The organism is Acinetobacter sp. NIPH 2699 (assembly GCF_022549355.1).
In the GTDB taxonomy this organism is placed as follows: domain Bacteria; phylum Pseudomonadota; class Gammaproteobacteria; order Pseudomonadales; family Moraxellaceae; genus Acinetobacter.
Genome location: NZ_JAKZGL010000016.1, coordinates 14,815 through 34,052, shown reverse-complemented (window position 1 = coordinate 34,052; position 19,238 = coordinate 14,815). Strand labels below are relative to the sequence as shown.

Sequence of the window (19,238 nt, the reverse complement as noted above, 5' to 3'; positions counted from 1 at the left end):
ATCTAAATCATTTAGGCTTTAGTCTGAGAGGAAACCTTGAATGAACTTGGGTTTTTCTGACACAAAGGTTTCATCCTAGCCTAAACCTGTGTAAAATCTTCGATACTTTTTATCCGCCGTTTTTTATCTTTTGAGGTTCTCCTCAATACATAATCTCGCGGTGATATGCTCCTTCGTAGAGGGCATCACTCCTTAAGGATTTTATTATGCCAATCATTACTTTGCCAAATGGTGATCAGAAACAGTTTGATCATCCGATTTCCGTCATGGAACTAGCTCAAAGCATTGGTCCGGGTCTTGCAAAAAATACTGTAGCAGGCCGTATCAATGATCGCTTGGTGGATGCTTGTGATCTCATCACAGACGATGCAACAGTTCAGATTATTACACCGAAAGATGAAGAAGGTTTAGACATTATTCGTCACTCATGTGCGCACCTTGTTGGACATGCTGTTAAGCAATTGTTCCCTGAAGCGAAAATGGTGATCGGTCCTGTGATCGAAGAAGGTTTCTACTACGACATCTGGATGCCACGTCCATTTACATTGGATGATATGGCTGCGATTGAAGAGCGCATGAAAAAGCTCATCGATCAAGATTATGACGTGATTAAGAAAATGACACCACGTGACGACGTTGTTGCTGAATTTACAGCGCGTGGCGAAGAATACAAATTACGCTTGATTGCAGACATGCCGAATGAAACTGAAATGGGCTTGTACTACCATCAAGATTATTTGGATATGTGTCGTGGTCCACACGTACCCAACACCAAATTCTTAAAATCATTCAAGCTCACTAAAATCTCTGGTGCTTACTGGCGTGGTGATGCGAAGAATGAACAACTACAACGTATTTATGGTACAGCGTGGGCAGATAAAAAACAGTTAGCTGCTTATATTAAACGTATTGAAGAAGCTGAAAAGCGTGACCACCGTAAAATTGGTAAAGCATTAGACTTGTTCCATATGCAAGAAGAAGCACCCGGTATGGTGTTCTGGCATCCGAACGGCTGGACGATTTATCAAGTGCTTGAACAATACATGCGTAAAGTTCAACAAGACCACGGTTACTTAGAAATTAAGACGCCACAAATTGTAGATTTTACTCTGTGGGAAAAATCTGGACATGCCGCAAACTACGCAGAAAACATGTTTACGACGCATTCAGAAAGCCGTAACTATGCGGTAAAGCCAATGAACTGTCCATGTCACGTTCAAGTGTTTAACCAAGGTTTGAAATCTTACCGTGATTTACCAATTCGCCTAGCTGAGTTTGGTTCTTGTCATCGTAATGAGCCATCAGGTTCTTTACACGGTATTATGCGTGTTCGTGGCTTTACGCAAGATGATGCGCATATTTTCTGTACTAAAGAGCAAATCGGCAAGGAAGTTGCTGACTTTATCAAACTGACGTTAGATGTTTATAAAGATTTTGGTTTTGAAGACGTACAAATGAAATTGTCAACACGTCCAGAAAAACGTGTGGGTGATGATGCACTTTGGGATATCGCTGAAAAATCTTTGGCAGATGCACTTGATGATGCTGGTCTAGCTTGGGACTTACAACCAGGTGAGGGGGCATTTTATGGCCCGAAAATTGAATTTTCATTGAAAGATTGCTTAGGTCGTGTATGGCAATGCGGTACAATCCAATGTGATTTCAACTTGCCGATTCGTTTAGATGCTTCTTACGTGACTGAAGATAATGAACGTGATCAACCAGTCATGTTACATCGTGCAATTCTTGGCAGTTTCGAACGTTTTATTGGTATACTGATTGAACACTACGCGGGTTTCATGCCACCATGGCTTGCACCAATTCAAGCGTGTGTCATGAATATTACTGATTCACAGGCAGAAGCATGTGAACAAGTGGTCGCAAAACTCAAGGGAAATGGTCTTCGTGCGATTTCTGACTTGAGAAATGAAAAGATCGGATTTAAGATTCGTGAGCGTACCCTAGAGCGTATTCCTTATCTTCTGGTTCTTGGTGATCGAGAAGTTGAAGAAGGTACAGTCAATGTACGAACTCGCTCAGGAAAAAATTTAGGTACTATGTCAGTGGATGCATTTATTGACTTAGTGAAATCTGCCGTTGCCGAACGTGGCCGGTATATCGTGGAGTAATAAAGATTAAACAGCCTGACCGTAACCAACAACAAGGTGCTAAAAGTAACCGTCCAGCGATTAACGATGAGATTCGTGCGAAAGAAGTACGTCTCGTTGCTGCAGATGGTGAGCAAAAAGGAGTCGTTTCATTAACTGAAGCGTTGCGTGCTGCTGAAGAAGCCCATCTTGACCTTGTTGAGATCGTTGCTAATGCAGAACCTCCTGTTTGTAAAATCATGGACTACAACAAGCACTTATTTGACTTAAAGCAAAAGCAAAAAGATGCGAAGAAAAAACAGCATCAAGTGCAAGTGAAAGAAATCAAGTTACGTCCTGCGACGGATGTAGGTGATTATCAAGTGAAATTGCGTGCAATTTTACGTTTCCTTGAAGAGGGAAATAAAGTGAAAATCACCTTACGTTTCCGTGGCCGTGAAATGGCACACCAACAGCTTGGTTTAGCTCAATTGCAAAAAATTGAGGGCGATGTGGCTGAATTTGGCGTTGTTGAACAAGCTCCAAAAATGGAAGGCCGTCAAATGGGCATGTTGCTTGGCCCGAAAAAGAAAAAGTAATTTTTTCTTGATAGAAAAAGCACCGCAATAAGCGGTGCTTTTTTATGCAAAAAATATTTAAGAGTTGTAACGAGAATCATCAAATATTAAAGTTTAGTCATGGTAAATTTACTGGAAAATTAAACTATTTTCGTGAGGGTTCGCGCAAATGTCTACAATAAATGGTACACATGAATTGTCTGAAATAAATCAAAAAGTGGTACAGGATGGAGAAGTGTTACCGCAAGTCAGATTAAAAGATGGCAGTCGGGTTCAAACGGGGACTGTGGCCACGATGTTGCACAATATCAGCTTATATAATGCGGGCGTACGTGGTGAGGTTGAACAGGAGTTAGCGCTGGCTATTCCAACTTTAGTTAAAGTCGGATTGTTCGATTTATTTACAGTTGAAGAATGGATCAATGGCGAAAATGCAGGGCGACAATTTGTGGGTGAAAAAGCCAAAGCATACTTAGCAAACCAGTAGTTTTCCTTTCATCTCATCAGCCCATTTGAAAAGATGTACTTTATTGTTTTGTTTCGTATTTGAATAATACGAAGAACGGATTAAATATGCTATAACGCCATAAACAGTCATGATAACGATGAATAGGATAATATAAATGATTGACTTATATTATTGGGGTACACCCAATGGGCATAAAATAACAATTGCTTTAGAAGAAATGGGGCTTGCCTATCAAATTTTCCCCATCAATATTTTAGAGAATGATCAGTTCCAGCCTGACTTTTTAAGGATTTCTCCGAATAATAAAATTCCTGCGATTGTTGATCAGAATGGACCACGAGGTGGACCCATTTCTGTATTTGAATCGGGTGCAATCCTACAATATTTGGGTCGAAAGACCGGTTTATTCTATCCAGATGATGAGCAAGAACGTGTTGAAGTTGAACAGTGGCTGATGTGGCAAATGGGTGGCTTTGGCCCAATGCTTGGTCAGAACCATCATTTCAACAAGTTTGCGCCTGAGCGTATTCCTTATGCGACGGATCGTTATATCAATGAAACCAAGCGTCTCTATGCCGTTTTGAATAAACAGTTGATTGGTCAGACGTTTGTAGCAGGTGAATACTCGATTGCGGATATGGCGATTTTACCTTGGGCATTGCGTTATGAATGGCAAGGGATTCAACTTGAAGATTATCCATATGTACAAGATTATATGGAACGTTTAACCGCTCGTCCTGCGATCCAAAAAGCGCTATCGATTAAAGTTTGATGGTTTTTAATAAAAACGTTAGATGGGATGTTTATTTAAAACATTCGGCGATTGCGATGGGATTGATGTTTATTACAGCAGTCCTGTCAGGAATGCTACAAGAGCTATATTCTGTAGATGGCTTGGGTGTCCTCGCCTTTATTCTGATGGGTAGTTTAGGATTTATACTTTTAGTTGCTTTTTTGAGTTTATATTTGATCTTCAAGACTTATCTTTATCATACTGTATCCATTGATTGGGTTGCTGTTGCCGATGGGGATATTCAATTATCCGTGCTCCAAAAAATTATAAAGTCTGATATTGCATTTTGGATGGCTTTTATTTTTCCATTTCTTTTCTCAATCCTGACTTATGTTGTTCGATCCAAGACAGCTCGGATGAAGAATTAGGCATTTCAAGAACTATGTTCTAATCATGGTGTGAATGATTATTTTATTAGTTGTGTAATTTTTAAACTAAAATCGGTGTGATCATTATACGATAGCTTAATCTCAAAAAAGTTTACCTAGTCATGAAGCAAACCATTTCAGCCTACTATTTAAATAAACTTGGTTTTGAAGGGGACTTCGTACCAACGCAGGATAATTTAAAGACATTATTAAGCTTGCATGTGCAGCATATCCCTTTTGGTAATATTTCTTCTTTTTTAGGAGAGGATGTTTCATTAGATCCTGATCAACTCGCTCAGAAGTTATTACTTGAAAATCGAGAAGGCTATTGTTTAGAGCACAGTACCCTGACTAGGATTGCATTAACTGAACTGGGGTATGATGCTTATAATGTATTAGGTCGAGTGTATTATCAAAGTATCCATACCGTAGCTCCCGTCCGTACTCATTTGGTGACGCTGGTTCGGATTAATCAGCAATTATTTTTATATGATCCCGGCTTTGGTGGTATGACACCGACAACAATTTTGTCTTTTGAGGCGATTGGTGAAATGCAACCAACAGCATTAGAGCCTTTTAAATTTGTAGATGTTACTGAGTGTGGCATTGATGACGCGCTACTGACGGAAATGAAATATATGTTGCAAGTTTTTCTGCATGATGAATGGGTCAATGTCTATGCGATTCATCCTGAGCAAAAGATTGCCGCAGCCGATGCTGTGATCGCAAATTGGTATATTTCCACATCACCTGAATCATTGTTTACACAGCATTTGATGCTATTCACTGCCAACTCAGATACCAGAATGACTTTAAAAGACCGTGTATTAAGGGTGCATGGTAAAGAGAGGTCAGACAAAAAGGTTTTATCCACGTTTAGTGATTTTGAGGAAACGATAAAAACTATTTTTCAAATTGATATAAATCAGGATAAATTGAAGCAGGTGTGGGAAAAATTAGCTTTGAATCAATAATTTCACGTTATATTGTTTGGGTATTGCCTGTATGCTTTGGCCAAGTCTGCGTGAAATTTCGAATTGATGTCCTATTTCTTATTGTTTATATCCGCTTTTGGGGCTGCAACGTTACTCCCTTTGCAATCAGAAGCAGTCTTAATGACACTGCTGATTCAAGGCCTTTCAAATCCATTTTATTTACTCCTTGTGGCAACCATTGGTAATGTGCTTGGTTCGTGTGTGAATTGGTGGCTAGGATTAAAAATAGAACATTTTAAAGATAAAAATGGTTTCCAGTTTCTCAGCCTCGTTTAGAGCAAGCTCAACAGATTTATCATAAATATGGTTTTTATTCATTGCTGTTGAGTTGGGTGCCTGTGATTGGTGACCCGATCACCTTGATTGCAGGGTTAATGAAAGAAAAGTTTGGACGATTTTTACTGATTGTGACGATTGCTAAAGGTGGGCGTTATCTATTTATGTATGCGTTGTATTTAGGCTTGTTTAGCTAGATTTCGCTATCTATAAGGTTATTAAGGGGGATCTTGAGGGCTTTATCAAATTTGTATAAGTATATTGAATGGTCAGCCTTCAACACATAATTTTTGCTTTAGTTTTAATCAAAAATGCTATATAGTATTGCCTCCCTTACCTGCAGGTCGTTTTTGCAATGGTGCAAACGTTCCGAACAGGTGTTCAAAAGAGGTTGTTATGCCTAAGATGAAAACTCGCCGTGGTGCAGCTAAACGCTTTAAAGCGACTGCTAACGGTTTTAAGCGTAAACAAGCGTTCAAACGCCACATTTTGACCAAAAAATCTGCTAAGCGTATTCGTCAATTGCGCGGCTGTGTAATGGTTCACGTAAGTGATGTTGCATCAGTTCGTCGTATGTGCCCATACATCTAAGGAGATTATAAATGGCTCGTGTAAAACGTGGTGTAGTGGCGCATCGTCGTCACAAAAAAATTCTTGCTCGCGCTAAAGGTTACTATGGTGCTCGTTCACGCGTTTATCGCGTAGCGTTCCAAGCAGTAATCAAAGCTGGTCAATATGCTTACCGTGACCGCCGTCAGAAGAAACGTCAATTCCGTGCTTTATGGATTGCGCGTATCAATGCTGGTGCTCGTCTTAACGGTTTGTCTTATAGCCGCATGATTAATGGCTTGAAAAAAGCTCAAGTGATCATCGACCGTCGTGTATTAGCTGACATCGCTATGCATGATGCAGTTGCATTTGCTGCTTTAGCTGAAAAAGCTAAAGGTGCATTAGCTGCATAAGCTTAGAGATTCAAAAGAGGCCGCTTTTTAGCGGTCTTTTTTATTTTGAGCAGATGAGTTTTAAGTATATAAAATCAATAAAAAATAATATGAATGATACAAAATTTCTAACGGATTTAGTGCAAGAAACTCAACAAGGCAAATATTTCAATATCTCTATTTCTTTTGGCATATTCCTAAACAAAGTCATGTAGTGGATAAAAGTGAATTAAGTCAATGGTTTGATACAGCATTTAAATTTGAGCAAACACCTGAACCAGATTTTATCAATATTGATGAAGATGAGCTGGATTATACTGAGTATTACAGCCCAAAATAATAAGCCAAAATACAGATCACAACGGTGATCAGCACCAGTTTAATTACGCTGGAATGATTGGCCTTATGCTGATTTGTGGGATCTGATGCGATTGGAACATCCATCGTCCGATCATAAGGTTCCATCGGCATTTCAAAATCAATATTTTTATAATGATTGGCAATCTTGGTGATAAGTCTGCCAAATACATCATCAGTTTTTTGGACAAATTTGCGCAAATCGATTTGCTGTTCGGGACTAATGATGTCTCCTTCAGCACTATATGGATTGCGGCGTTGATTCTCAATAAAGTCTGTTAGTGCAGACATGCGATGCATCAATTGATGGGCTGAGTCTGCTTGATAATGGGTTGGAATAATAGCCAGCATTGAACTCTGCGTATGACTTTGATCTAGTGTATAACCATAATAAGGTAAATCTTGTTGCTCAGGTTCCGCGAAGTCTTCAGCATATTGATGATTAAAAATTTCACTTTCAATATACTTTTCTATTTCATGCCAATCATTGGTTTTTAAATCTGAAACAACTTTTTTCGTCAGTTTTTCATTGAGAGGATAGCGCCAAAAAATCTCTTGTCGGAGCTTAATTTGTTGTGCCGAAGGCGCTGCAAATGGGTAGTCTTGAAGGTACCATTCCGCAAGTTCATGACCGCAAATCCATGCTGTTTTATTCTTTTTTTGATGACTGACAATAAAGTGAGCGTAGGGGAGCAATTCAACGTTTGCATTGGGATTACTTTCATCCTGCAAAATATTTGAATTATGGAGACTTAATTTATCCACTCCTTGTTGTTTTAATGCTTCTAACCAAACTTGAAAATGTTGTGCTAAAAGCTGTTGCGAGGCTAAATCACGAAAAACCAAATGATGTTGAGCAAAAACAGGGTGGTTAACCCAATCATTAAAGTCTAAGTCTTGCTGTAAAAACTCATTGCCATAAGTGACAAGCGTCAATTGTACTTTCCAGATTTGATCGAGCGCCATTGTTTTTACTCTTGGTTTTTTAGCGGTACTGGTGATTTTATCAAATTGTTGCGGTATATGTTTTTTCAATCGGCTTAATCTTCAAAAAATAGATAAAAAGCTGATAAACTATAGCGTTTTATTATATTTCTATCATTTGTTGCTTTGAGAGTTACTATGTCACTGGAAGCCCTGACCACTGAAGCGCTTGCTGCCATTGCAGCGGCTCAAGACCTTGCTGCACTCGATCAAGTACGAGTTCAATTTACAGGGAAGAAAAGCCAGCTTGCAGAACAGTCGAAAGCACTTGGAAAAATGGATCCTGAAGAGCGAAAAGTACAAGGTGCTGCGATCCACGCTGTTCGTGAAGCAATCAATGCTGCATTGACTGAGCGCCAACAGACGTTACAGCAAGCTGAACTTGCAAAAAAATTAGCAAGTGAAACGATCGATATTACTTTACCTGGTCGTGGTCAGCGTATGGGAAGTATCCATCCGGTTACTCAAGTGCAAGAGCGTATTTGCCAATTCTTTACTAAAGCGGGTTTCCAAGTTGCACATGGCCCTGAAGTTGAAGACGATTATCATAACTTTGAAGCTTTAAATATTCCGGGGCATCATCCAGCTCGTGCCATGCATGACACATTCTATTTTGATGCGACACATTTACTTCGTACCCATACTTCGGGTGTTCAGATTCGTACCATGGAAAGCAATCAGCCACCGATTCGTATCGTGTGCCCTGGCCGTGTCTACCGTTGTGACTCGGATCAAACTCACTCTCCGATGTTCCATCAGATAGAAGGCTTATACGTTGCTGAAAATACCAGTTTTGCTGAGTTAAAAGGTTTATTGATTAATCTACTCAATGAATTCTTCGAAAAAGATTTGAAAGTACGTTTCCGTCCATCTTATTTCCCGTTCACAGAGCCGAGTGCCGAAGTGGATATTATGGATGAGCGTGGCCGTTGGTTAGAGGTTTTAGGTTGTGGCATGGTGCACCCAAATGTACTGCGTGCCGCAGGGATTGATCCTGATAAATACAAAGGCTTTGCTTTTGGTTTAGGGGTAGAGCGTTTTGCAATGTTGCGTTATGGCATTAATGATTTGCGTATGTTCTACCAAAATGATGTGCGTTTTTTACGCCAGTTTGCCTAAACATTTTTTCAGGATTAAATAAGGTTTATACAAATGAAAATTAGTGAAAATTGGTTACGCACGTGGGTAAATCCAGCCATTGATAGCGAGACACTTTCTGATCAATTGACCATGCTTGGTCTAGAGGTTGACGAATTAGCGCCTGTGGCAAAACCGTTTACAGGGGTGGTGGTTGGTGAGGTCCTCACAGTTGAGCAACATCCAGATGCAGATCGCTTACGTGTGACCACAGTGAATATTGGTTCAGGTGATCCACTACAGATCGTATGTGGTGCGCCGAATGTACGCGCAGGAATGAAAGCACCTGTTGCGACGATTGGTGCAGTATTGCCAGGCGATTTTAAAATTAAAAAAGGTAAACTGCGTGGTGTGGAATCACAAGGGATGCTCTGTGGTGCTTCTGAAATTGATTTAGAAGATAAAATTGATGGTTTATTGGAATTGCCTACTGATGCACCAGTGGGGATGAATATCCGTGAATATTTAAAACTCGATGACAATGTGATTGATATTAGCATCACACCAAATCGTGGTGACTGTTTTAGTATTCGTGGTATTGCTCGTGAAATTGCAGTCATTAATAAATTGAATGTTAATGAACCAGTGATTCAGGCCATTTCTGCAAGCATTAGCGATGAAAAATCAGTATCGATTACGACTGAAGGTACACCACGCTATTTGGGGCGTATTGTTAAAAATGTGAATGTGAAAGCGCCAACACCTGAGTGGATGCAACAAGCATTGGCACATTCAGGTATTCGTACCCATAGTATTTTGGTCGATATCACCAACTATGTGTTGCTTGAGTTGGGGCAGCCGATGCATGCTTTTGATTTGGCAAAAATCGAAGGTTCGATTCAAGTGCGTCAAGCTCAGCCACAAGAAAAATTAACGTTGTTGAATGATCAAGACGTAGAATTGCAAGATGACATGATGGTCATTGCCGATGATCAAAAAGTTTTGGCGATTGCTGGAATCATGGGCGGTTTAGATTCATCGGTTACCGATGATACCCAAGATATTTTCCTCGAAAGTGCATTCTTTGCACCTTTAGCCATTGCAGGCCGTGCGCGTCGTTTTGGTTTGCATACCGATTCCTCACAGCGTTATGAACGCGGTGTGGACTTTGAGTTGCCAATGATCGCAATGCATCGTGCTTGTGAACTGATTCAAGCCTTTGCTAGTGGTGAATTTGGTCCAATCACGGTCGCTGAACAAGCTGCATTGTTACCGAAGCGTGAAGCAATTGAATTGCAACAAGCGCAAGTCGATCAATTGCTTGGTTATGAAATTTCAGGTGAGTTTATCGCTGATGCTTTAACACGGCTTGGCTGTGTTGTAGAGACTAAAGCTGAAGGTCAATGGTGTGTGACACCACCTTCACATCGTTATGATATGGTGATTTATCAAGATCTTATTGAAGAGATTGCACGTATTCATGGCTATGACAATATTCAAATCAGTTTGCCAAAAATAGATGTGACGTTGAAGACGTATCAAGATGGTTTTGATATTGCACAATTGCGTCAAACTGTTGCAACTTTGGGTTATCAAGAAGCGATTAGCTTTAGTTTTGCCGATGCAAAATTGGAAAAACAACTCAATCCAAATGTCCAGCCACTCATGCTTGCCAATCCAATTTCAAGTGATTTGGCGGCAATGCGTAGCACACTATTGTCTAGCTTGATTCCTTGTGTGCAATATAACTTGAATCGTCAACAACATCGTGTACGTTTTTTTGAGTTGGGCTTGCGTTTTGACTATCAAAATGCGAAAAATATTCATGACCTTAAGCAGATTCCAACATTAGCGCTTATCGCAGTAGGCTCGCAGGTGCCTGAATCTTGGCATGCTAAGCCAACTGCAATGGATTTCTTTGATTTTAAAGGCGAAGTTGAAGAAATTTTGGCTGCTGGTCGGGTAAAGGCTGAGTTCGTTCGAACCGAGCGAGCGTGGTTACATCCAGGACAATCAGCTGAAATCTTGGTCGATGGACAGTCGATTGGTTATCTCGGTCGTTTACATCCATCACTTGAGGACGAGCTCTTGCGTAGCAATGCTACTCAGGGTACAACTTGGGTCGCTGAATTGGATCAACAGGCAGTTTTGCAATCTTATGTATCTAATTTTACAGAATTATCACGTTTTCCATCGGTTAGACGTGATATTGCGCTTTTAATCTCTGATAAGATTGTGGTGAAAGATATTCAGCGCATGATTGAACAAACTGGGGGTGAGTTACTTGACTCTACATGGTTGTTCGATGTGTATACGGGGCAAGGTGTTGAACAAGGCAAGCGCTCTTTAGCTTTTGCATTGTTGTGGCAACACCCAACGCGTACGCTTGAAGATGCTGAAATCAAATCTGGTATGGATAACATTATTCAAGTGTTGGAAAACACTTATCAAGCGACATTGAGGGCCTCATGACAGCATTAACAAAAGCAGATATGGCGGACCATTTAAGTGAACTTACCAGCTTAAATCGCCGTGAAGCAAAACAAATGGTCGAGTTGTTTTTTGACGAGATTAGCCAGGCATTGATTGCTGGTGAACAAGTTAAACTCTCAGGGTTCGGGAATTTTGAGTTACGTGATAAGCGTGAGCGTCCTGGGCGTAATCCAAAGACGGGAGAAGAGATTCCGATTTCTGCTCGTCGAGTTGTCACTTTCAGAGCGGGTCAGAAATTTAGACAGCGCGTTGGAAATGAGCAGATCGATTGATCTGCTTTTTTAAGCCTGAAATGTTGTAAGAAAGTCAGACATATTTTTAGGCATAAAAAAAGAGAACCGAAAGGTTCTCTTTTTTTAATCTAAAACTAGATTATTGAGCAGCAGAAGCTTCAACAGCAACTTCAGATGCAGCAGCAGCAACTTCTTCAGCAGCAGCTTCAACTTCAGTAGTAGCTTCAGAAGCAGCAACAGCAGCTTCAGAAGCAGCAGCTACAGCTTCAGAAGCAGCAGCAGTTGCGTCAGTAGCAGCAGCATCTTCTTTCTTAGAGCAACCAACAAAAGCTAAAGTAGTTGCAACAGCAGCAATAACAGCGAATTTTTTGAATAACATGGCATCACTCTCATAAAATTGTGAGATTAAAAAAAACCTGAGTTAGTCTGTTTGTGCTTTTATTATTCCTAAAAATTTTAGGAAACAACGCAGGGAGCAGCCTAACTAGTCAGATGCTATCCTATCAAAGCAAATCATGAATTACTACTATTCTGTCTAGCAAAACGACAAAAATAGACAAAAATCGGTTATTTTTTGATAGAAAATAACTATGGATGGGTGCTTTTAAATCGGTATTCTAGAGATAAATAACAATAATTATTTTTTTATCTATATAAAAATCAAATAGATGATATTTTTTGTGGGAGTGAGGGCTTGATTGTAACTGTTATGTAAGCATGTCAACCAAATCACAACAGCCACCATAAAGGTGGCTGTTGTGATCATCGAATCATCGATCTAGTTTGCGGCTTTGCGCTTCATTTGGTCGAAGAAATCATCATTGGTCTTGGTTTCTTTCATGCGATCCAGTAGGAATTCCATCGCTGCAAGTTCGTCCATTGGGTGAAGTAACTTACGTAAAATCCAAACTTTACGAAGGTTATCTTCTCCCATTAAGCGCTCTTCACGACGTGTACCAGACTTTTTGATGTTCATGGCAGGGAAGACACGTTTTTCTGCGATACGACGATCAAGGGTAATCTCTTGGTTACCTGTACCTTTAAACTCTTCGTAGATGACATCATCCATCTTACTGCCTGTTTCAATCAAGGCTGTAGAGATAATGGTCAATGAACCACCTTCTTCGATATTACGGGCAGCACCAAAGAAACGTTTTGGACGTTCGAGTGCATGTGCATCCAGACCACCTGTCAGCACTTTGCCTGATGACGGGACGACTGTGTTATAAGCACGCGCTAAACGAGTAATCGAGTCAAGCAGGATGACAACATCCTTTTTATGCTCGACTAGACGTTTCGCTTTTTCAATAACCATCTCGGCCACTTGAACATGTCGAGCAGGGGCTTCATCAAATGTTGATGCCACAACCTCGCCACGAACCGTACGTTCCATTTCCGTCACTTCTTCTGGACGTTCATCAATTAATAAAACAATTAAGAAGACTTCTGGATTATTACGGACGATGGATTGAGCAATGTTTTGTAAAAGCATTGTTTTACCCGCTTTTGGCGGCGCAACAATAATTGAACGCTGACCTTTACCAATCGGTGCAACCAGATCGACAACACGAGAGGTGAGATCTTCAGTTGTACCATTACCAAGTTCCATCACCATTTGTTCGGTTGGGAATAATGGGGTTAAGTTTTCAAATAAAATCTTATTACGGGAATTTTCTGGTGTGTCATAGTTAATTTGATTCACTTTTAATAAAGCAAAATAACGTTCACCTTCTTTCGGTGGGCGAATCGTACCTGTAATGGTATCACCCGTACGTAAATTAAAACGGCGAATTTGTGATGGACTGACATAAATGTCATCTGGCCCTGCTAAATATGAACCAGCAGCAGATCGTAAAAAACCAAAGCCATCAGAAAGGATTTCTAGAACGCCATCACCAAAGATTTCTTCGCCATTCATTGCATGGCGTTTTAAAATGGCAAAAATAATATCTTGTTTACGGTTACGTGCCATGCCTTCAAGGCCCATAAACTCCGCAATTTTAATGAGTTCGCCAATGGGTTTTTTCTTGAGTTCAGTTAAGTTCATAAGTGGTCAGACAGAATGGAATAAGTGGAGGATTGTGTTGGGAAAGAAAAAATCGACCGCATATATACTGATGTAATTGTATTAAACAATCACGATCCAGTAGTCTGGTTCATTGTTTCAGAGAGAAATGTGAAAACAATTGTTATTGCCGAGCGGCGATCTTATGTTTTGTATCGTGTAAGAAGCGCAATGAAGTAGATTCCATTCAAAGCTTCTTGATCGAGAAATATAGACGAAATCAACTGCTTTGTCAATTTTTACGGAGGAATACGCTAATCAATGGATAGCGTATTTCCGCAAATTGATTGTTATACAATCTAATTAGATGTTTTGGTCAATAAATGCTGCAAGTTTAGAACGAGGTGCTGCACCTACTTGTTGATCAACAACTTCGCCATTTTTAAACATCAATAACGCTGGGATATTACGGATATTGTATTTTACTGCTGTTTCTTCACATGCAGTAACATCAACTTTAACGATTTTTACTTTTCCAGCATATTCGTTTGACAAGTCTTCTAGTACGGGTGCAATTGCTTTACAAGGCGCACACCAGCCAGCCCAGAAGTCAACAAGTACGGGAGTTTCAGCATCTAAAACATCTGCTTGGAAGTTCTCATCAGATGTATTAACAATAGTCGCAGACATGGGGGTTGCTCCAAATTTAAGAAATAAAGTATCAATTCAATATCAGAATGAATATTACATTGTCGCTTTATTCAATGTAAGGGTTTGTTCTGATTATTCAAGTTAGAAAGTGAAAAGTCTAATGGTTGCTTGCGATACCGATTATCGACTTAAACAATCATTTATATGTAAAAAGCGAAAATACGCGAGTTTTATTGTTTAAAATGACTTTAAAATTGTAAGCATGTGAATTACTCTAATGCGTGAATTGAGCATGGGTTTATATGAATAATGTCTGATTTTCTGATTGATGAAGAATTACTTGCTGCAATTGATATGGGATCAAATAGTTTCCATCTTGCAATTGCTCGTGTTGATCACGGTGAAGTTAAAAAAGTTGCTTCAATGTCAGAAAAAGTACAATTAGCTGCTGGGCTAGATGAAAATAAAAATTTAACAGAAGCTGCTCAACAGCGTGGCTTGGCTTGTTTAGCCCGTTTTGTTGGTCGTTTGAGTTCAGTGCCGCCAAATCGTTTGAGGATTGTTGCAACCAATGCGTTAAGACAAGCCAAGAATGGTCATGAGTTTATTCAGAAAGCCGCTGAAATTTTGCCTAAACCCATTGAAATTATTGCAGGTCGTGAAGAAGCACGTCTAATTTACCTCGGGGTTTCCCATAGTATGGCCAATGGTGGGCGACGCTTAGTCATTGATATTGGTGGTGGTTCAACCGAATTCATTATTGGTGAAGAATTTGAGCCGATTTATACCGAGTCTTTGCAGATGGGCTGTGTCGCTTATAGTAAAACTTTCTTTGCAGAAGGTGAGATTTCGAGTAAGGCCTTTGATAAGGCTGTGGTTGCAGCACGTAAAGAAATGTCAGGTATTGCCAATACCTATAAAACGGAAGGTTGGGATACGGTGGTGGGTTCGAGTGGAACCATTAAAGCCTGTCGACAAATCCTAATAAACCTCGGTTTGAGTGACGAACAAGAAAATCTTACTCATGATGGCCTATATAAGCTTAAAGATCGTTTATTAAAGTTTAAGCATACTTCAGAAATTGATTTCGACGGTTTACGTGAAGATCGTCGAGCAGTTTTGCCAGCTGGGCTTGCGATTTTATATGCGATTTTTGATGTATTAAACATTGATAAACTCGCTTATTCGGATGGTGCATTACGTGAAGGTGTGATGTACGATTTGCTTGGTCGATTCAAACATGAAGATATTCGGGATCGTAGCGTTCAAGCATTGATGGGACGTTACAATGCTGACCCAAAACAAGCAGAGCGTGTGGTAAATACGGCTCAGCACTTGTTTAATGGCGTAGCTCAGTCATTACATTTAACCACTGAAGACAGTGACTTACTGCGTCGTGCGGCTTATTTACATGAAATTGGATTGGCCATTAGTCATGGTGGTTATCACCGTCATGGTGCCTATTTATTACAACATTCAGACATTCCCGGTTTTTCACAAATTGACCAAAACCATCTTTCACACTTGATTTCTCATCATCGTCGTAAGCTACGTGCAGATACTAAAAATGATGTATTAAAAGTGGGTAGTCAGCACTTGGTTTATCTTTGTATGATTCTTCGGCTCGCAGTTCTACTGAATCATAGTCGTAGTGATCAGATGCTTCCTGCCATTGAACTGAGTGTGGTAAATGATCAACAATGGCAATTGAGTGTTTCTGGCGATGCGAAACAATGGCCGTTACTGGTTGCGGATTTGCATGACGAACAAGTGCAATTTAAGCATTGGAATATTGGCCTACATATTTTGTCAGATAAATTTGTTGATTAACTTAGGAGCTGTTGACCTTTCAACTTAAAACACAACTTGTGTATAACTGATAGGAAGCGTCAACAGACCTTGCATCCTTGTTAGGGATTATTTACGACTTATGAAAAATAAAGCGACTCAGTCCAAGGCTTGGACTACGGTTCAAATTGCGCGACATCCTGAACGTCCGCAATTCCTCGATTATGTGAGTGAAATCTTTACTGAATTTGATGCACTTCATGGTGATCGTTTATTTGGTGATGATGGCGCGATGATTGGCGGTCTGGCTCGTTTTGACGGACAACCTGTCATGGTGGTGGGTCAACATCGTGGACGTGGTACGCGTGAGAAACTGCAACATAACTTTGGGATGTGTAATCCAGAAGGTTATCGAAAGTCACAACGGTTACTGGATATGGCCGAACGCTTCAATTTACCAGTGTTTACTTTTGTTGATACCATGGGTGCTTATCCAGGTGTTGGTGCTGAAGAGCGTGGTCAGGCAGAAGCAATTGCAACCAGTTTGGCACAATTGTCCAGTTTGAAGGTGCCAGTGATTGCAACGGTACTGGGTGAAGGCGGTTCTGGTGGTGCTTTGGGTATTGGTGTTGCTGATCGTGTGATCATGCTTTCACACAGTATTTATTCGGTGATTTCACCTGAAGGCTGTGCTTCGATTTTATGGAAAACAGCAGATAAGGCTGCTCAAGCGAGTGAAGCACTTGCCTTGACTGCTGATAAATTAAAAGCGATAGGTATTGTTGAATACGTTGTGGATGAAGGTGAGGGGGCACATTTGCAGCCTGAAAAAGTCATGCATGACCTAAAAGATGTGTTAAAACAAGCCTTGGATGAATTGCAACCAATGGATGCTCAATCACGATGCGAAGCGCGTTATCAACGTTTAATGAAGTTTGGCAGCAGCAATTTAGGCATCGCATCCTAGCGCAAACAGAACATTTTTCTGAACAAACTCAATTCCTAATTGGATGTAGCGGCGGCATGGATTCCATGCTGTTGCTGTTTCTAATGTCTGAACTTTTTCCGACGAAAACTCGTACGATTTATGTCGATCATCAACTTCAATCAATGAGTGCTGAATGGGGCAGTGCTGTACAACAGCAGTCAGATGCTTTAAATATCCCGTGCATTATTCAGCAAGTAGACGTTGCAACAGGCAATTTAGAACAACAAGCGCGTCAAGCTCGTTATCAAGCTTATCAACAACATTTACAACCCAATGAAATTTTGGTTTTAGCGCATCATCAACAAGATCAGGCTGAAACGCTATTATTACGCTTGTTTTCTGGAGCAGGTGTCCATGGATTGGCTGCGATGCAGCAAATTGATATTCGTCAGGACATGACTATTTGGCGGCCATTTTTAGATTTGAGTCGTGAGAAAATTGAACAGTGGTCGCAACAAATCGGTCTTGACTATGTGACGGACCCAAGCAATCAGGATACACATTATGATCGTGCATGGTGTCGAGAAGTCTTGTGGGATGTCTTACAACATCGTTTTCCTCAAATGCAATCGGCTGTCGCACGTAGTTGCTATCTCATGCAAGATGCTGCGGAGATTTTAGATGATGTGTTGCAAAATGATTGGCAGCAATGCGCAACGGATGATGAACTGAATTTAATTGAGTTAGATAAATTATCACTCGCACGGCAACGCCAATTGCTTTCAGCTTGGATGAAAGGCAATGCGCAATATCGTCCAAGTTATGACATGGTGCAGCGCTTACAACAAGAAGTGATTGCAGCAAAACCCGATGCCCAAGCGATTTTACATGTGCATCCATATTATTATGCGCGTTATCAGAAAAAATTATATCGTTTGACGCAAGAGGTTTTGTATGCAGAAAAAGTTTCCCCGATTCCTGATAAAATTTCTCAAGTCTATTTAATGGGGCAATCTATTCAGGTTGCGGCAGGGCAATTTAAAATTGAATCTCAGCATTTGGGGCTTTCTCCAAACCTACTAGGTCAAAATTTGCAATTAATCAAGCGACAAGGCGGTGAGAAAATTCATCTGTATGGCCGAGTGGGGCATTGGCCGCTGAAAAAAGCTATTCAAGACGCGCAGATTTTGCCTTGGTTCCGTCATACAATTCAAATATTAGTCGTGGATAATGTTATGCTTGGGGTTTTTAGCCCAAAAGGTTTTTGGTTGGCGCAATCTGAGTATCTGGTACAGGGCGGTTGGCAACCAAGTTTAATTTCTGACTGTATTTTTCATCAGTCTTTATCACATGACGAGTAGGACATGGCGACAACATTGAATCAAAATATCTGTTTTATCGGTGGCGGTAATATGGCGCAAGCCTTGATTGGTGGGCTACTTTCTCGTGGCTTACCGACCACACGCATTACAGTGTCTGACCCAGTAGAGCAGATTCGTCAAATATTAGAAGAAAAAGGGATTCAAACCACGACGGATAATGTTGATGCGGTCAAAGAGGCTGATGTCGTTGTTTTGGCGGTGAAACCACAGGTATTAGCAACGGTTTTACAACCATTAAAAGGCTTGTTGTCAGATAAACTCGTGATTTCAATTATTGCGGGCGCTGAAATTCAAACCATTTCGAATTTAATCGGTGGCAGCGAACGTATTGTGCGCGTGATGCCGAATACACCTGCATTGGTTCAAACTGGGGCGCATGGTATTTATGCATCTGCGGCTGTTGGTGCTAAAGATCGTGAATTAACCAGTCAAATTTTAGCAGCGACTGGTTTAACCATTTGGGTGGATAATGAAGCGCAAATTGATGCGGTAACTGCAGTATCTGGTTCAGGTCCTGCCTACTTTTTCTATTTAATGGAAAGCATGATCCGCGCAGGTAAAAATTTAGGTTTGGATGAAAAAGTTGCCACTGCATTAACTTTGCAGACTGCGCTGGGTGCGGCACAAATGGCCATTACCAGTTCAAATTCTCCAGCAGAATTACGTAAAAATGTGACTTCACCAAATGGCACAACTCAAGCAGCATTAGAGGTGTTTGATCGTGCACAGATTTCACAAAATATTCAAGCAGCGCTTGCAGCAGCTCAAAAACGTAGCCACGAGCTTGCGCAAGAGTTGAGTGACAAGACTAAATCAGTTTAAGTAGGATAAGA

Annotated in this window: 20 protein-coding genes and 1 pseudogene; 17 read left to right on the top strand and 4 right to left on the bottom strand. The window is 40.5% G+C overall.

What is annotated here, in order from left to right; all coding sequences use genetic code 11:
* Positions 1-206 precede the first annotated feature (206 nt).
* From thrS to MMP72_RS15895, 10 genes and pseudogenes are all read left to right on the top strand, one after another.
* The gene (gene thrS, locus MMP72_RS13560) at positions 207-2,129 is read left to right on the top strand and encodes a threonine--tRNA ligase (protein WP_241318093.1); all 1,923 of its coding nucleotides are present in this window, start codon (positions 207-209) and stop codon (positions 2,127-2,129) included.
* A gap of 5 nt (positions 2,130-2,134) precedes the next feature.
* Complete coding sequence (gene infC / locus MMP72_RS13555) at positions 2,135-2,686, top strand: translation initiation factor IF-3 (RefSeq protein WP_130162807.1); 552 nt, start codon at positions 2,135-2,137, stop codon at positions 2,684-2,686.
* A gap of 148 nt (positions 2,687-2,834) precedes the next feature.
* The gene (locus MMP72_RS13550) at positions 2,835-3,152 is read left to right on the top strand and encodes a hypothetical protein (protein WP_241318091.1); all 318 of its coding nucleotides are present in this window, start codon (positions 2,835-2,837) and stop codon (positions 3,150-3,152) included.
* A gap of 136 nt (positions 3,153-3,288) precedes the next feature.
* Positions 3,289-3,906: a glutathione S-transferase N-terminal domain-containing protein gene (locus MMP72_RS13545; protein ID WP_241318089.1), complete on the top strand. Its 618-nt coding sequence runs from the start codon at positions 3,289-3,291 to the stop codon at positions 3,904-3,906.
* Positions 3,906-4,295, top strand: coding sequence for a hypothetical protein (locus MMP72_RS13540; RefSeq protein ID WP_241318087.1), 390 nt, complete (start codon positions 3,906-3,908; stop codon positions 4,293-4,295). Before MMP72_RS13545 ends, MMP72_RS13540 begins: the two co-directional genes overlap by 1 nt.
* 122 nt (positions 4,296-4,417) lie before the next feature.
* Positions 4,418-5,269, top strand: a complete 852-nt coding sequence (locus MMP72_RS13535; protein ID WP_241318085.1) for an arylamine N-acetyltransferase — start codon at positions 4,418-4,420, stop codon at positions 5,267-5,269.
* A gap of 66 nt (positions 5,270-5,335) precedes the next feature.
* A pseudogene (locus MMP72_RS13530) lies at positions 5,336-5,763 on the top strand (YqaA family protein).
* 199 nt (positions 5,764-5,962) lie between these two features.
* The gene (gene rpmI / locus MMP72_RS13525; protein ID WP_004278281.1) at positions 5,963-6,157 is read left to right on the top strand and encodes a 50S ribosomal protein L35; all 195 of its coding nucleotides are present in this window, start codon (positions 5,963-5,965) and stop codon (positions 6,155-6,157) included.
* 11 nt (positions 6,158-6,168) lie between these two features.
* A complete protein-coding gene (gene rplT / locus MMP72_RS13520) occupies positions 6,169-6,528 on the top strand; it encodes a 50S ribosomal protein L20 (RefSeq protein WP_241318083.1) in 360 nt (119 codons plus the stop codon).
* 193 nt (positions 6,529-6,721) lie between these two features.
* Positions 6,722-6,847: a hypothetical protein gene (locus MMP72_RS15895; RefSeq protein ID WP_277606397.1), complete on the top strand. Its 126-nt coding sequence runs from the start codon at positions 6,722-6,724 to the stop codon at positions 6,845-6,847.
* On the opposite strand, the gene MMP72_RS13515 is transcribed toward MMP72_RS15895, so the two are convergent.
* Positions 6,832-7,830 (bottom strand): hypothetical protein, encoded by a 999-nt coding sequence (locus MMP72_RS13515; protein ID WP_241318183.1) that lies wholly within the window; start codon positions 7,828-7,830, stop codon positions 6,832-6,834. The genes MMP72_RS15895 and MMP72_RS13515 overlap by 16 nt on opposite strands.
* A 156-nt stretch (positions 7,831-7,986) precedes the next feature.
* On the opposite strand from MMP72_RS13515, the gene pheS reads away from it, so the two are divergent.
* Genes pheS through MMP72_RS13500 form a run of 3 tightly spaced genes read left to right on the top strand, consistent with a single transcriptional unit; the run spans position 7,987 to position 11,690 of the window.
* Complete coding sequence (gene pheS, locus MMP72_RS13510; protein WP_241318081.1) at positions 7,987-8,967, top strand: phenylalanine--tRNA ligase subunit alpha; 981 nt, start codon at positions 7,987-7,989, stop codon at positions 8,965-8,967.
* Between the two features lie 33 nt (positions 8,968-9,000).
* Positions 9,001-11,397, top strand: a complete 2,397-nt coding sequence (pheT, locus tag MMP72_RS13505) for a phenylalanine--tRNA ligase subunit beta (protein WP_241318079.1) — start codon at positions 9,001-9,003, stop codon at positions 11,395-11,397.
* Positions 11,394-11,690, top strand: coding sequence for an integration host factor subunit alpha (locus tag MMP72_RS13500; protein WP_000126166.1), 297 nt, complete (start codon positions 11,394-11,396; stop codon positions 11,688-11,690). The genes pheT and MMP72_RS13500 overlap by 4 nt, the downstream gene beginning before the upstream one ends.
* A gap of 100 nt (positions 11,691-11,790) precedes the next feature.
* Here the strand turns inward: MMP72_RS13500 and MMP72_RS13495 are convergent, their stop codons facing one another.
* From MMP72_RS13495 to trxA, 3 genes are all read right to left on the bottom strand, one after another.
* Entirely contained in the window at positions 11,791-12,030 is a 240-nt protein-coding gene (locus MMP72_RS13495; protein ID WP_241318077.1) for a hypothetical protein, read from the bottom strand.
* 399 nt (positions 12,031-12,429) lie between these two features.
* A complete protein-coding gene (rho, locus tag MMP72_RS13490) occupies positions 12,430-13,698 on the bottom strand; it encodes a transcription termination factor Rho (protein WP_004672538.1) in 1,269 nt (422 codons plus the stop codon).
* A gap of 321 nt (positions 13,699-14,019) precedes the next feature.
* Positions 14,020-14,346 carry a thioredoxin gene (trxA, locus tag MMP72_RS13485; RefSeq protein ID WP_130162797.1) on the bottom strand — a complete coding sequence of 109 codons (327 nt, stop codon included), beginning with the start codon at positions 14,344-14,346 and terminating at the stop codon, positions 14,020-14,022.
* Between the two features lie 270 nt (positions 14,347-14,616).
* Between trxA and ppx the strand changes: the two genes are divergently transcribed.
* The 4 genes from ppx to proC all read left to right on the top strand — a co-directional run bounded on the left by ppx (position 14,617) and on the right by proC (position 19,227).
* Positions 14,617-16,137, top strand: a complete 1,521-nt coding sequence (ppx, locus tag MMP72_RS13480; protein ID WP_241318075.1) for an exopolyphosphatase — start codon at positions 14,617-14,619, stop codon at positions 16,135-16,137.
* A 100-nt stretch (positions 16,138-16,237) separates the two neighbouring features.
* Positions 16,238-17,062 carry an acetyl-CoA carboxylase carboxyltransferase subunit alpha gene (locus MMP72_RS13475; protein ID WP_241318074.1) on the top strand — a complete coding sequence of 275 codons (825 nt, stop codon included), beginning with the start codon at positions 16,238-16,240 and terminating at the stop codon, positions 17,060-17,062.
* Positions 16,999-18,384, top strand: coding sequence for a tRNA lysidine(34) synthetase TilS (gene tilS, locus MMP72_RS13470; RefSeq protein ID WP_277606396.1), 1,386 nt, complete (start codon positions 16,999-17,001; stop codon positions 18,382-18,384). Before MMP72_RS13475 ends, tilS begins: the two co-directional genes overlap by 64 nt.
* Positions 18,385-18,387: 3 nt before the next feature.
* Positions 18,388-19,227: a pyrroline-5-carboxylate reductase gene (gene proC, locus MMP72_RS13465; RefSeq protein ID WP_241318072.1), complete on the top strand. Its 840-nt coding sequence runs from the start codon at positions 18,388-18,390 to the stop codon at positions 19,225-19,227.
* Positions 19,228-19,238 lie beyond the last annotated feature (11 nt).

Excerpts from the sequence above, each read along its gene's own strand:
- thrS (WP_241318093.1), top strand. The coding sequence starts at position 207 with ATGCCAATCATTACTTTGCCAAATGGTGATCAGAAACAGTTTGATCAT.
- MMP72_RS13550 (WP_241318091.1), top strand. The coding sequence starts at position 2,835 with ATGTCTACAATAAATGGTACACATGAATTGTCTGAAATAAATCAAAAA.
- MMP72_RS13545 (WP_241318089.1), top strand. The coding sequence starts at position 3,289 with ATGATTGACTTATATTATTGGGGTACACCCAATGGGCATAAAATAACA.
- MMP72_RS13540 (WP_241318087.1), top strand. The coding sequence starts at position 3,906 with ATGGTTTTTAATAAAAACGTTAGATGGGATGTTTATTTAAAACATTCG.
- MMP72_RS13535 (WP_241318085.1), top strand. The coding sequence starts at position 4,418 with ATGAAGCAAACCATTTCAGCCTACTATTTAAATAAACTTGGTTTTGAA.
- rpmI (WP_004278281.1), top strand. The coding sequence starts at position 5,963 with ATGCCTAAGATGAAAACTCGCCGTGGTGCAGCTAAACGCTTTAAAGCG.
- rplT (WP_241318083.1), top strand. The coding sequence starts at position 6,169 with ATGGCTCGTGTAAAACGTGGTGTAGTGGCGCATCGTCGTCACAAAAAA.
- MMP72_RS13515 (WP_241318183.1), bottom strand. The coding sequence starts at position 7,830 with ATGGCGCTCGATCAAATCTGGAAAGTACAATTGACGCTTGTCACTTAT.
- pheS (WP_241318081.1), top strand. The coding sequence starts at position 7,987 with ATGTCACTGGAAGCCCTGACCACTGAAGCGCTTGCTGCCATTGCAGCG.
- pheT (WP_241318079.1), top strand. The coding sequence starts at position 9,001 with ATGAAAATTAGTGAAAATTGGTTACGCACGTGGGTAAATCCAGCCATT.
- MMP72_RS13500 (WP_000126166.1), top strand. The coding sequence starts at position 11,394 with ATGACAGCATTAACAAAAGCAGATATGGCGGACCATTTAAGTGAACTT.
- MMP72_RS13495 (WP_241318077.1), bottom strand. The coding sequence starts at position 12,030 with ATGTTATTCAAAAAATTCGCTGTTATTGCTGCTGTTGCAACTACTTTA.
- rho (WP_004672538.1), bottom strand. The coding sequence starts at position 13,698 with ATGAACTTAACTGAACTCAAGAAAAAACCCATTGGCGAACTCATTAAA.
- trxA (WP_130162797.1), bottom strand. The coding sequence starts at position 14,346 with ATGTCTGCGACTATTGTTAATACATCTGATGAGAACTTCCAAGCAGAT.
- ppx (WP_241318075.1), top strand. The coding sequence starts at position 14,617 with ATGTCTGATTTTCTGATTGATGAAGAATTACTTGCTGCAATTGATATG.
- MMP72_RS13475 (WP_241318074.1), top strand. The coding sequence starts at position 16,238 with ATGAAAAATAAAGCGACTCAGTCCAAGGCTTGGACTACGGTTCAAATT.
- tilS (WP_277606396.1), top strand. The coding sequence starts at position 16,999 with ATGCGAAGCGCGTTATCAACGTTTAATGAAGTTTGGCAGCAGCAATTT.
- proC (WP_241318072.1), top strand. The coding sequence starts at position 18,388 with ATGGCGACAACATTGAATCAAAATATCTGTTTTATCGGTGGCGGTAAT.